The sequence below is a fragment of the Flavobacteriales bacterium genome (assembly GCA_016700415.1).
In the GTDB taxonomy this organism is placed as follows: domain Bacteria; phylum Bacteroidota; class Bacteroidia; order Flavobacteriales_F; family PHOS-HE28; genus PHOS-HE28.
Genome location: CP065018.1, coordinates 3074233 through 3087205, shown reverse-complemented (window position 1 = coordinate 3087205; position 12973 = coordinate 3074233). Strand labels below are relative to the sequence as shown.

14 protein-coding genes are annotated in these 12973 nt (G+C 59.9%); 13 read left to right on the top strand and 1 reads right to left on the bottom strand.

Annotation, left to right across the window (positions count from 1 at the left end; genetic code table 11):
- The first annotated feature begins 56 nt into the window (after positions 1-56).
- The 6 genes from IPP95_12845 to IPP95_12820 all read left to right on the top strand — a co-directional run bounded on the left by IPP95_12845 (position 57) and on the right by IPP95_12820 (position 4594).
- Complete coding sequence (locus tag IPP95_12845; GenBank protein ID QQS72054.1) at positions 57-1109, top strand: hypothetical protein; 1053 nt, start codon at positions 57-59, stop codon at positions 1107-1109.
- Between the two features lie 5 nt (positions 1110-1114).
- Positions 1115-2119, top strand: coding sequence for a T9SS type A sorting domain-containing protein (locus IPP95_12840; GenBank protein ID QQS72053.1), 1005 nt, complete (start codon positions 1115-1117; stop codon positions 2117-2119).
- Between the two features lie 47 nt (positions 2120-2166).
- On the top strand, positions 2167-2454 hold the full coding sequence (locus IPP95_12835; GenBank protein ID QQS72052.1) for a hypothetical protein: 288 nt from the start codon (positions 2167-2169) through the stop codon (positions 2452-2454).
- A 55-nt stretch (positions 2455-2509) separates the two neighbouring features.
- Entirely contained in the window at positions 2510-2815 is a 306-nt protein-coding gene (locus IPP95_12830) for a hypothetical protein (protein QQS72051.1), read from the top strand.
- Between the two features lie 150 nt (positions 2816-2965).
- Positions 2966-3871: a LemA family protein gene (locus IPP95_12825; protein ID QQS72050.1), complete on the top strand. Its 906-nt coding sequence runs from the start codon at positions 2966-2968 to the stop codon at positions 3869-3871.
- A 9-nt stretch (positions 3872-3880) separates the two neighbouring features.
- Positions 3881-4594: a hypothetical protein gene (locus IPP95_12820; GenBank protein ID QQS72049.1), complete on the top strand. Its 714-nt coding sequence runs from the start codon at positions 3881-3883 to the stop codon at positions 4592-4594.
- A 466-nt stretch (positions 4595-5060) separates the two neighbouring features.
- Here the strand turns inward: IPP95_12820 and IPP95_12815 are convergent, their stop codons facing one another.
- Positions 5061-5789 (bottom strand): hypothetical protein, encoded by a 729-nt coding sequence (locus tag IPP95_12815; GenBank protein QQS72048.1) that lies wholly within the window; start codon positions 5787-5789, stop codon positions 5061-5063.
- A 132-nt stretch (positions 5790-5921) separates the two neighbouring features.
- Between IPP95_12815 and miaB the strand changes: the two genes are divergently transcribed.
- From miaB to groL, 7 genes are all read left to right on the top strand, one after another.
- On the top strand, positions 5922-7316 hold the full coding sequence (gene miaB, locus IPP95_12810) for a tRNA (N6-isopentenyl adenosine(37)-C2)-methylthiotransferase MiaB (protein ID QQS74269.1): 1395 nt from the start codon (positions 5922-5924) through the stop codon (positions 7314-7316).
- The gene (locus IPP95_12805; protein QQS72047.1) at positions 7313-8518 is read left to right on the top strand and encodes a sigma-54-dependent Fis family transcriptional regulator; all 1206 of its coding nucleotides are present in this window, start codon (positions 7313-7315) and stop codon (positions 8516-8518) included. The genes miaB and IPP95_12805 overlap by 4 nt, the downstream gene beginning before the upstream one ends.
- Complete coding sequence (locus tag IPP95_12800; protein QQS72046.1) at positions 8503-9012, top strand: LptE family protein; 510 nt, start codon at positions 8503-8505, stop codon at positions 9010-9012. Before IPP95_12805 ends, IPP95_12800 begins: the two co-directional genes overlap by 16 nt.
- A 162-nt stretch (positions 9013-9174) precedes the next feature.
- Positions 9175-10347, top strand: coding sequence for a hypothetical protein (locus tag IPP95_12795; protein QQS72045.1), 1173 nt, complete (start codon positions 9175-9177; stop codon positions 10345-10347).
- 1 nt (position 10348) lies between these two features.
- Positions 10349-10693 (top strand): preprotein translocase subunit SecG, encoded by a 345-nt coding sequence (gene secG / locus IPP95_12790; protein ID QQS72044.1) that lies wholly within the window; start codon positions 10349-10351, stop codon positions 10691-10693.
- A 146-nt stretch (positions 10694-10839) separates the two neighbouring features.
- The gene (groES, locus tag IPP95_12785) at positions 10840-11133 is read left to right on the top strand and encodes a co-chaperone GroES (GenBank protein QQS72043.1); all 294 of its coding nucleotides are present in this window, start codon (positions 10840-10842) and stop codon (positions 11131-11133) included.
- Positions 11134-11253: 120 nt separating this feature from the next.
- Complete coding sequence (groL, locus tag IPP95_12780; protein ID QQS72042.1) at positions 11254-12894, top strand: chaperonin GroEL; 1641 nt, start codon at positions 11254-11256, stop codon at positions 12892-12894.
- Positions 12895-12973: the final 79 nt, after the last annotated feature.

Here is a 12973-nt window from a genome sequence, read left to right as displayed (position 1 = left end):
GTTGGTGATGTGGAGTTTTGGGTTCCATAGCGGAATAACTTCCAAAACCCCGAACGATGAAAACCACGACACTTCTCTTTGCAGGTGCTTTTGCCCTGGTACCGATGCTTGGCAACGCCACCGTCTGGCGCGTGAACAACAACCCGGTCTACGCCACTAGCGGTCCTCAATGCAGGACCAGTTTACAAGTGGCCATCACCGATGCGGCGAATAACGACACCATCCACGTTGAGGCTTCACCCAATGGGTATGGTAACGCCATCGTGTCGAACAAGCGGCTGGTGATCATCGGGCCGGGCTACAACCTTGGCCCCGCGGTTACCGAGAATAACGGTTTGCAGATGAATACCAATGAGGCCATGGTGAACCTGATCACCTTCGATACGGGTTCGGACAGTAGCATCGTGACAGGGGTGTTCTTCATCAGTTCCGGAGGTGGTCTGCACGGGGTGCTCTTCTTGGCTGTGAACGGGATCATCCTGCGAGGTAACTCGTTCAGTGGTTGTTCGATCAGTTTCGGGGGTGGAACGGGCACCACGGCTTCGAACATCCTCATCGCAGGGAACTATCTGCATACCACGGGCATCTCGAACACATCCGAGGACCAGTTCCTCACAAAAGTGACGATCCGGAACAACTATTCGGACGCCATCATTAGCCTGAACGATGCCGGTGACGTGGTCACCAACCTCATGATCACCAACAACACCTTCAACTACAACGGCACACATGCCATCCACGATGCCACGGTAGCATACAACATCTTCAGGAAGGGTTCCTTCACCGACCTGAACAACAACTCGCACGATAACCTGTACGATGCCAGCACGCCTATCCCCGGAGTGAACAACAATGCGATCGGCACTTGGTCCGGCCCGGCACCGGCGGTTTTCCCCGCCACGGGAAGTGATGATGGCATTTGGAACATCAACGCAGGAACGACCTATGATGAAGCCGGAAGCACGCCACGGGGCATGTATAGCGGGGCCGCTCCTTACCGTTTAAGCGGCATTCCAGGCATTCCGGCCATTTACGCATTGGGCTCCACGGTGAACACCGTTCCCGGCGGTACTGTGCAGGTAACATTGAGCACACGCAGTAATCCTTAGTACCGATGTTGCGAACGACCACTCTGCTCGCATGGCTGGCTTTGGCCGGTGGTGCGCAGGCGCAGGACATGATCCGCGGTGAGTATTTCATTGACCAGGACAACGGGGTCGGGTCATCCACCAATACCTCGTTCGACATCGTGGATGCGCCCACGGCAACCCTTTCGATGGATATCGCAACGACAGGTCTTGCACCGGGAGTCCATACCATAGGCATCCGCACATTGGATGGTAACGCACGGTGGAGCCATACCAATTTCACCGCACTCGTGATCACGGAACCAACACCGGCGATCGAGGATCTGGCGCAAGTGGAATATTTCCTGAACGAGGATCCCGGTTGGGGGCAAGGCCATGTGGCCTGGGCAGGCACAACACCGGACCTGCAGGCCGCGAGCTATACCGCTTTGCTGGATGGTGCCACGGAGGGTGTGCATACGCTCTTTATCCGCAGTCGCACGGCCGATGGGAGGTGGGGGCATACGAACCACATTCCCCTTGTTGTGATAGCACCGCCCGAGCCCTTGGCGGATATTGACCGGATTGAAACATTTTGGATCTCCGGTGAAGTGGATCCAGGATTTGGTCTAGCACTAGGCGAACCGATTTCCACCCCGGATATCGACCTCATCGACATCGCGTTCAACAGACCCCAGCTCCCCGGTTTCTCGTGGGATGATACGCTGGCGGTACGCACACGCGATGCCAACGGCCGCTGGAGCCACACCAATTTCATAGAGGTCACCGGCTCGACCAGTACCGAGGAACTGGCAGCCAAGGCAGGCATCTCCGTCTACCCCAACCCCTTCGCCGAGCAGCTCACCGTGCGGCCTTCGGATGACCAACCGCTGCGTGTGATCCTCTATGACCCGCAAGGCAAGCTGGTGGTGGACCGCATGGTCCACTCAGAGACCGTTCTGGACTTGGCTAACCAAGCCTCAGGGATGTACACAGCCTTCTTCTGGAAGGATTTGAAGGTGATACATCGGGTGACGCTGGTGAAACGATGATCGAACGGAAAACGGATGGCATCCATTACCATCCAAAACCCCTAAACATGAAAAAGGTGATCCTCCCCTTTCTCCTGCTCTGCTTTTCGGGTTGCCGGAACGGGATCTCCGGGGAGTATGAGTCGGTGAAAGCTGGTGGAATTCTCGACACAAAGACCATCCTGCATCTGAAACCGGATGGGAAGGTGATGGGGTACATGCGGTTTATTCCGGATGGCACCTACACGACCGACAGCGGGAAGATCCAGATCATCTTCAACGGCGATACAGCTGCGGCAACCTTAAGCGGGGACACCTTGTTCATCGAGGGCGAGGCATTCGTGAAAAAGCACTGAACGAGCATGCGGATCCCGCATCAACTTAAACCGTGAGCACTGCCAGCACACCGCCATGAAACGCCTGCTCCTAACGCTTCTGATCCTCTGCCAGCTGGCCTGTGGCAAGGACACGGTGCGATCCGAGGTGTATGAGACCATCACCGTTGCGGACATGGACGGCATGCGCGCGGCCACCTTGGAGCTGCGGCCGGACGGGCAGTACTACTTCACCCTGAAACTGCTGGGTCAAACGGTGACAGGCACCTACGAGCGGAAAAATGAAAAACTGCTCCTGAAGCCGACTGGAGGCGTGACGAGTTTGGGCACATGGAGCGGTGATACGCTGCAAGTGAACGGGCTGAAGATGGTGCCGAGATGATCCGAGAACACGAACGAACAACCCGTGACAGTGCCCAAATGACCTCCGCTCCGCCTCCAGCCAAATTCTCACTAAACCCCGCCGCATGCTCAGCGGGGCTGTGAACACCATTCAATTGGTGATAGATTCGCTGAACCAAAACCCGACCCCATGTTCTCCCTCCTCGTCATTCTCGTCATCGTTGCGATCATATTCGCGGTCATCAGTTACAACACCCTGCAGAAGATGGCGCAGAACGTGCGCGAATCGGCTTCCAATGTACAGGTGGCCATCAGCAAGAAGCTCTCCTTGGTCAACCAGCTGATCGAGGTGGTGAAGAACTACCAGGCCGGTGAACAATTAGTGCAGCTCAAGGTGTCCCAGGACAACAGCGCGGCCGCGATGTCCGATTCATACCAACAGAGCGGCACGGTGATGAACACGATCCAGGGATTGGCCGAGCGGTTCCCGAATCTCAAGGCCAACGAGCAGTATCACCGCCTGATCAACAACATCGAGTTGAGCGAGGGGGAGATCGGCCAAAGCCGCAACCATTATAACAGAATGGTGAAGGACTATAATTCCAAGCGGTTGACGATCCCTACGGTGTTCATCGCACGGGGCCTGGGCTTCGGCGAAGCTCCGTATCTGCAATTCGACCAGAGCGGGGCCTCGGACCCGAACAGCCTGAAGGAGTTCAAGACCGATGACGGGGAGCGCCTCCAGCAATTGCTCTCCGGCGCCGGGAACTCGATCGCCAAGACCACGCGCAACCTCGCGCATCAGGCCGGGAACGCCGGGAAACTGTTGGCCGAAAAAATGAAGGAGGCGCCCGATGCGAAGTACTTCTACTTAGTTGCCGGTGATACGCCCAAAGGACCATCGCCTCTGGGCGAGATCCACGCCATGGTCGCGAACGGCTCATTGCCTGCCGCCGTGCAGGTGGCGGCCACCGGCTCGGACCAATGGCAGGCTCTTCCCCCGTTACAGCAGCCAGTTCCGCAGGCGGTCCCTCCGAACATCGGGAACGGCCCGGCCGCGGATACCTTCGGCGGAGATGCCAACACATCGGCCTGACCGCTTCCGATGCCCGCCAACAACGGCATTCCCGAGCTCAAGGTCACCGGCCCGGTTCGCGGCCTCGTTCCGGCAGCATTCGCCTTGGCGGCCCTGTGCTTCTTCCTCAGCTTCGGCGAGTTGCGCTACTACGGGCTGCGTGTGGCGGGAATGACGGGCATGGACCTGGTGCTCGGGCATCCGCCAAGGCCTGACCCCGAGGGGATCGCGGAGGTGCATAAACTGGGACAGGTCCAAGACTTGGCGTTGGCCGTACTGGACCATTGGAGCGGCCATGAAGCGGTGCAACAGGCTAAGAAAGAGCTGAAGGGAATAGTCGGGCCGCAGGCTGCAGAACAGGTCCGCGAGCTCCTTATGGATGATGTGCCACACGTGGACGACATTCCCGACCGGTCCGGTCTTTGGGCCGCTGTCGCGTTGATCATCTCGTTGACCGGTGTTATGATCTCTTTTCTGCGGCTTCGGGCGGAGGCCGTGATATGGCCGATCCTGTCCGCGGTCGGCATTACCTCCCTGCTATTCCTGCAACAGAACCTGCAGCTTCCGTTCAGGGAGGCCTCGGAACGGGTACAGAGCGCCGGTCCGGGGCTCTTGGCCCAAGTGCTCGGTCTTGATGCCGCACCCGGACCGGGTTTCATGATCGCCGTGGGGGCCTTGGCGGCAGCAGGCGTGTTGGCATTCCTGCGCATCCGGGACCGTTCCCTTTTCAGCGCCCGGCGGTAAGGCCCCATTCACCCCCGGAGCATGAGCGATGCCGGGGTCGCTCAACATCCATGGCCAGTGTTCAACATTGAGGGCCTTCCGTCTCCCCCAAATTCTCACTAAACCCCACCGCATGCTCAGCGGGGCTTTGGAATGGATGCGCATCGCGGTTGCTTCGCCCCCACAAAACAGCGATCACCATGCTCACCATCATCCTTCTCGCAGCGGCCATCGCGATCTCGCCGATCTTCTTCACTTCCGGGGCACAGGAAATACACGGCCACTTTAGCTCTACAGGCCATGAGCGCTAAAACAACAGGAGTGCCGGCGCTGCCCTTACCGAGATCCCCTAAGCGACGGTCATCGTAAAGCCCGGGGATCCTTGCGGTATTCCACCACCCGCATCAGGCACCGTTCCTTGAGCAAGGACGGCCCGGGCGCACCCCGGCACCGCGCAAGCGGATGTCGGGGTGCATGCCTTTGGGGGCTACCAGATCGGTTCTGCGTTCCTTTCCTTCCTGTCGACCTTGAACAAGCTGCTGAGCGACTTGCGGTTGGACCGGCGGGAAAGCCCGATGCGCAGCCCGATGTCGGAGCCGCGCATGCCCGCACTCTTCTTCAACATGGACGTAAACGCGATGGTCGCCTCGGGATCGATGGTGATCGCCCATCGCTCGCCGACCGGGGCCCGGAGGCCGAAACCGAATGCGAAGCGGAGGTCACCGCCGAAATCACCCTTGAGATCAGCGTCCTTGTTCAGGGCGTTCCCATACCCACCGTATGATGAATAGGTCCCCTTAGCCGAGCCGGCCACGCGAAACCCCGCCATGATCCCAAAGCGCACCACCGCGCTCCGCTTGGCATCCATGCGCACCTCCGGTTTCACACCGATGTAAAGCTGATCGAACTCGGCACGGACTGTTTTGTCCAGGCCCCCGCCGAGGCCAATTTCATCGTAGCTCGCATTGAAGGAACGATGTGCCAACGAGAGTTCAACGCCCAGATCCACAAAATCCGAATAGCGCTCGCGGTAGAAGGCCGATGCCGAAATAGTGGTCCGGCTCACATTCCATACTGATGATGTGAGGTGGGGATCATCACTGTCCTTGGCGTGCAGTTCCGTGAGCACACCACCGACAGAGATCCCGTAGTCGAACTGCCCGCATACGGTTGCCGGAAGTGCGATCAGCAGAAGAGACGGTCCGGAAAAGCGCATCTGTGGCGGGAAGGTAAGGCAGGATCGTACTTCTGCCACTTTGTCACAGCGCGTTCGGTTCGGTACCTTTGCGCCCCTTAAATCCCGACGGAGGTGAGCAAAAAGGTGCATATCGAGAGCTACGGCTGCCAGATGAACCACAGCGACAGTGAGATCGTCGCGAGCATCTTGGCCAAGGACGGCTATGAACTGGCGGCAACGCCGGAAGAGGCGGACCTGGTGCTGCTGAACACGTGCAGCATCCGCGAAAAGGCCGAATACACGGTGATGCAGCGCATCAATGAGATGAACAACCTGAAGGCCAAGAACAAGGGGCTGAAGGTGGGCGTGCTGGGCTGCATGGCCGAACGGATGAAGGAAAACCTGCTGGTGGAGAAGCGTGTGGTGGACCTCGTGGTCGGGCCCGATGCCTACCGGAACCTGCCCCAACTGCTGGAAGAAGTGGGCAGCGGCCAAAAAGCGGTGAACGTGCTGCTGAGCCGCGAGGAAACCTATGGCGAGATCGAGCCGGTGCGCTTGGGCAGCAACGGCGTCACGGCGTTCGTCACCATCATGCGGGGCTGCGACAACATGTGCGCGTTCTGCGTGGTGCCCTTCACCCGGGGCCGGGAGCGCAGCCGTGACCCGCAGACCATCGTAAACGAGTGCAAGCAGCTGGTGGCGAACGGCTTCAAGGAGGTGACGCTGCTGGGGCAGAACGTGGATTCATTCAAGTGGAAATCCCGATCGGACGATCAGATGATCAGACGATCAGATGATGGCACCACCGCTGATCAACCTACGGAGATCACTGACTTCGCCGATCTGCTGGAAATGGTGGCTGTTGCCTGCCCCGAGCTGCGGATCCGCTACAGCACCAGCCATCCCAAGGACATGACGGACAAGGTGCTGGAGGTAATGGCGCGCCACGACAACATCTGCAAGTACATCCACCTGCCCGTGCAAAGCGGCAGCAGCGAAGTGCTGAAGCGGATGAACCGCGGCTACGACCGCGATTGGTACACGGGCCGCGTGGCCAGCATCCGCAAGCACATGCCGGATTGCGCCATCAGTACGGACATCATCGCGGGCTTCTGCGGCGAAACGGAGGAGGACCATCAAGCGACACTATCGCTGATGAAGGAGGTGGGGTACGACATGGCGTACATGTTCAAATACAGCGAACGGCCCAAGACCTTGGCGGCCCGCAAGCATGAAGACGATGTGCCGGAGGACGTGAAAGGCCGCAGGCTTGCGGAGATCATCGAAGCGCAGAAGTTGAATTCCGCGGAGCGCATGGCCGCTTATGTCGGTCAGGTCCACGAGGTACTGATCGAAGGTGTGAGCAAGCGCAGTTCCGAGAACATGTACGGGCGGAATACGCAGAATTCGGTGGTCATTGTGCCGCGCCTCATTGAAAACGAACAACTGACAACGAAAGAGTTGCGTCCCGGAGACATCCTCAAGGTCCGCATTGTAAGTGCCACGGCCGGCTCCCTCCAGGGCGAACCGATCACTTTGATCACCGAACTTGTTCAGGAAGCATGAACATCCAGCCCATCAAACAGCGCTTCGGCATCATCGGGGCCTCGCCCTTGCTGGACCGGGCCATCGAGATCGCCGCGCAGGTGGCGCCCACGGACCTTAGCGTGCTGATCAGCGGGGAGAGCGGCAGCGGCAAGGAAGTGATGCCGCAGATCGTGCATGCCTTCAGCGCCCGGAAGCACGGCCCGTACATCGCGGTGAACTGTGGCGCGATCCCCGAAGGCACCATCGACAGCGAGCTCTTCGGGCACGAGAAGGGTTCCTTCACCGGGGCGCACGAAGCTCGCAAGGGCTACTTCGAAGTGGCCAACGGCGGAACGATATTTTTGGACGAGGTGGGCGAGCTGCCGCTGACCACACAGGTCCGGTTGCTGCGCGTCCTTGAGACGGGCGAATTCATCCGCGTGGGCAGCAGCAAGGCACAGAAAACCAACGTGCGCGTAACCGCCGCTACCAACGTGAACATTTTGCAGGCCGTACAGCGCGGCAAGTTCCGCGAGGACCTGTACTACCGATTGAACACCGTGCCCATCCAAGTGCCGGCGCTCCGCGAACGGAAAGAGGACATCCACCTGCTGTTCCGCTGGTTCGCCCAAGAGGCGGCTTCGCGTTACAAGGCACCACCCATCACCCTGACCGACGGGGCCCGGCAGTTGCTCACCGCCTATCGCTGGCCGGGCAACGTGCGCCAACTTCGCAATCTCGTGGAGCAGATGAGCGTGATCGAGAAGGAGCGCGCCATCGACGAGGAGACCCTGCGCGGCTATCTGCCCAAGGAGAACACGGCGCTGGTCCCTTCAGGTCATTCCGAAAGCGGGCAGGGCGGGGAGGCCATCAACGAACGGGAGCTGATCTTCAAGTTCCTCTTCGATATGAAAAGCGACCTGAACGCACTGAAGGAACAAGTGCGCGGACTGGGGAACGGCCACCTGCGCGCGCCCACTTCCCCACCGGCGGCCTACCCGGAGAAACTGCTGTACTCCCACGGATCGGACAGCGGCATGAGCATCCGTATGCCCGACGAGGTGGATGAGGATGTGGACCATACCGAGGTGGAAGAATCGCTGAGCTTGGAGGACAAGGAGAAGGAGATGATCCGCAAGGCCTTGGACAAGCACCGCGGAAAGCGTAAAAAAGCCGCCCATGAATTAGGCATCAGCGAACGCACATTGTACCGAAAGATCAAAGAGTGGAACATCGACTGACGGTCCTGGGAGGCGCGCTGGCCCTGCTCCTGCTGGCCGGCTGCACGGTGAACTACTCACTGAGCGGAGGCTCCGTGCCGCCTTCCGCCAAGACCCTGAGCGTGGCCAGCCTGGACGCCCGCGCGCCGCTCTGCTCCCCGCAGACAGCCCAGACCCTTACCGAGGCCGTACGCGACCTGATGCAAGCGCAGACCCCGCTCACCCTCACTCGGCAGGACGGCGATATCGCCTACGAGGGCGCCATCACCGGATACGATGTGCAGCCCGTGGCTATCCAGGCCAATGAGACCGCAGCGCTCAACCGCCTCACCATCACCGTGAGCATCCACTACGTCAACAAGGCCGACGCAAAGACCGACGCCGACCTCACCCTCTCCCGCTTCGCCGACTTTTCCAGCACCCAGGACCTCAGCACCGTGGAGGACGGCTTGGTGCGCGATATCGGAAAACAGTTGGCGCAGGATATCTTCGACCGGACTTTGGGCAATTGGTAATGCCGATCAGATAATGGGGCGATCAGATGACCAGAGGATGAATTGCCTGTTTATAGGCACGGGGACTCCGAACCACGGACCATGGTGCTTGCTTTGGGCGAATGCCTGCCAACATGACCACGTATCATCTGATCATCTGATCATCTGATCGACCGATCGACCATGGACCGCGAACGCTTGACCGAACTGCTGCAGGACCCTTCACAAGTGGCGAAGCAGGATCTCACGGCCTTGCGCGCCATGGCCGAGCGGTTCCCGTGGTTCAGCGGCGCCCATCTGCTGCTGGCCGTGGGCGAGCATGAGACGGGCGATGTGCTGGCCAATGACCGCCAAAACAGCCCTGCCGCATTCCTGCCATCGCGGGCCGTGCTGTTCGACCTCGTGCGTCAGGAGGAGCAACAGCGGGTCGCTCCATTGCGGGTGGTGAAAGACGAAATGCCCCTTCAGACGGACACGCCGCCGAAGGAACCCATCCGGGAGAACGGACTTGAGGCCGCACCACGGGAATTGCTGAGGACCATACTGCCGCAAGAAGAGGCCAAGTCCGCCTTGCAGGAAGTGCCGGAGACTGCCCTGCCGGAAGAAAGATCCACAGTCGCCGTACCGGACCAAAAGGATCCGGCACCGACCCCGTCCATTTCCCCGGTCGCGGAGAAAGCCCAGATGCCGCCGGACACCCACGCAGCGGGCATCTTGGAACTGCAGATCAAAGAAGCCATTCTCGCCACGGGCTACGATCTGGGCCAATACGAAGCCCCTCCTGCTACAGCGGCACCGCCGCCAGAGATCCTCCCTCCAGCGGCCCCGACACTTCCGCCGGTACTGGACGTCACCGTGGAAATGGCTGATCCCCAACGAGATGGACCGATCCAGGAGACACCTGCTCCCGCTCCACCCTCATTCTCGCCCGACACACGCCTCCGCTTCACCGATTGGCTGGATCGGTCTGAACCGGAAATTCACAGTACTGCGCCTCTGGCACCGGAACAACCGCCGATCGCCGCCATCCCACCAGCAATGGCAGTAGTGTCGCCGTCGACGGTGGCCGCCGATCCACCGGATCTCGACCCGCAGGAGATCATGGAGCAGTTCATCCAGCGCTCCTCTCCCCTGCCTTCAGCGGCAAAAGCGGAATTTTTCAATCCCCAACAGGCAGCGAAGCGCAGCCTCCAGGACGACGGGCTGGTAAGCGAAACACTCGCGCGGATACACGAGAAACAGGGCAATCTTGCCAAGGCGAAAGAAGTATATGATCGATTGGCAGTGAAGCATCCGGAGAAAAGCGTTTACTTCGCAGCCCTTTCAAAGGCCCTTGAAGGCCGCATGAACAAGTAGAATGGTCGCCATTTCCATCATCATCATCATTTTGGCCATCCTGTTGGCCTTGGTCGTTTTAGCTCAAAACCCCAAGGGTGGCGGGCTTGCCGCAGGCTTCACAGGGGCCTCGCAGATCGGCGGCGTACAGCGCACCGCGGATTTCATGGAGAAAGCCACTTGGAGCCTCGCGGGCGCCTTGATGGTGCTTTGTTTGGTCTCGGCATCACTCCAGCGCACCACGGTGGCGGGCGACAATTTGGACGCGCCCATAACCTTGGACGAGAATCCGAACGCCAACGCGGCCACCTCCACCACCGGTGATAGCGAAAGCATCACCATCCCCCCCCAACAGGACCCCGAGTGAGCACGGCGGCCCGCCAGCCTGTCAGCAAGATCCTGACAGGTCCGGCAGCTTCATCATTCCTTTCAGGCGACTTTGACAGTTCCCCTGCAATGGCACGGTGATCGTTGAACGCGCATCCGTAAATCATCCCAATAACCCAACAAAACATGGCGACCAAAGTGAAGCCCCTGGCCGATCGCGTACTCGTAGAAGCCGCAGCCGCTGAAGAGACCACCAAAGGTGGTATCATCATCCCCGATACCGCGAAAGAGAAGCCGCAGCGTGGCAAGGTCATCGCCATCGGCACCGGCCGTGTGGCCGATGACGGCAAGGTGACCCCCTTGAGCGTGAAGGTGGGCGACAGCATCCTGTACGGCAAGTACAGCGGCACCGAGCTCAACCTCGAGGGCAAGGACTACATGATCATGCGCGAGAGCGACATCTACGCAGTGCTGAGCTGAGTGCAAGGGCGATGCATGCATCGCCCCAACACGCAAGGGCGTGAGATCTCGCGCCCCGGCTCAGAGAAAAACCAGTAAGGGCGCGAGATCTCGCGCCCGACTCCAAAACAGAAAAAGAAAATGGCAGCAAAGAAGATCCAATTCGAAGTAGACGCCCGCGACCGCCTGAAACGTGGAGTGGACCAACTCGCGAACGCCGTGAAGGTGACCCTCGGCCCCAAAGGCCGTAATGTCATCATCGACAAAAAATTCGGCGCCCCTCAGGTGACCAAGGACGGCGTGACCGTGGCCAAGGAGATCGAGCTGAAGGACCCCGTGGAGAACATGGGCGCCCAGATGCTGAAGGAAGTGGCCAGCAAGACCGCCGACATCGCCGGCGACGGCACCACCACCGCTACGGTACTGGCCCAGGCCATCGTTACCGCCGGGTTGAAGAACGTGGCCGCCGGTGCCAACCCGATGGACCTCAAGCGCGGCATTGACAAGGCCGTTGCCGCCGTGGTGGCCGACCTGAAGAAAATGAGCAAGGCCGTGGGTGACGACAATGCCAAGATCAAGCAGGTCGCCAGCATCAGCGCCAACAACGACGACACTATCGGCACCCTCATCGCCGAGGCCATGGCCAAGGTGAAGAAAGAAGGCGTGATCACCGTGGAGGAGGCCAAAGGCACCGACACCACAGTGGAGATCGTGGAAGGCATGCAGTTCGACCGCGGCTATCTCAGCCCCTACTTCGTGACCAACGCGGAGAAGATGGAGGTCGAGCTGGAGAATCCCTACATCCTGATCTACGACAAGAAGATCAGCACCATGAAGGAGCTGCTCCCCATCTTGGAAAAGAGCGCCCAGACCGGCAAGCCCCTGCTGATCATCAGCGAGGACGTGGACGGTGAAGCCCTCGCCACCTTGGTGGTGAACAAGATCCGCGGCGCCCTGAAAGTGTGCGCAGTGAAAGCCCCTGGCTTCGGCGACCGCCGCAAGGCCATGCTGGAAGACCTCGCCATCCTCACCGGAGGCACCGTGATCAGCGAGGAGCGTGGCTTCAAGCTGGAGAACGCCGACCTCACCATGTTGGGTACCGCCGAGAAGATCAGCATCGACAAGGACAACACCACCATCGTGAACGGTGCCGGCAAGAAGGCCGACATCGTAGGACGCGTGGCGCAGATCAAAGCACAGATCGAGAACACCACCAGCGATTACGACAAGGAGAAGCTCCAGGAGCGCCTTGCCAAGCTCGCAGGCGGCGTTGCCGTGCTGTACATCGGTGCGGCCACCGAGGTGGAGATGAAGGAGAAGAAGGACCGCGTGGACGACGCCCTGCACGCCACCCGTGCGGCCGTGGAGGAAGGCATCGTCGCCGGTGGCGGAGTGGCCTACATCCGCGCCCAGAAGTCACTGGAGAAGATGGAAGGCGAGAATGCCGATGAGACCACCGGTATCGCCATCGTGCGCCGCGCACTGGAGGAGCCGTTGCGCCAGATCGTGGCCAACGCCGGCATGGAAGGCAGCATCGTAGTGCAGAAAGTGCGCGACGGAAAGGCCGACTTCGGCTTCAACGCCCGCACCGAGGTGTACGAGAACCTGCTCGCAGCAGGTGTGATCGACCCCACCAAGGTGACCCGCGTGGCGCTTGAGAACGCAGCTTCGATCGCTTCCATGCTCCTCACCACCGAGTGCGTGATCAGCGATGAGAAGGAAGAGAAGGCCCCTGCCATGCCCGATATGAGCGGCATGGGAGGGATGGGCGGCATGATGTAAGCCGGTCCCCGTACCAAGTTGTGGAAGCCCCGGCCGGAAGGTCGGGGCTTCTGCTTTTCCGCCTTGAGAAAAATGAAGT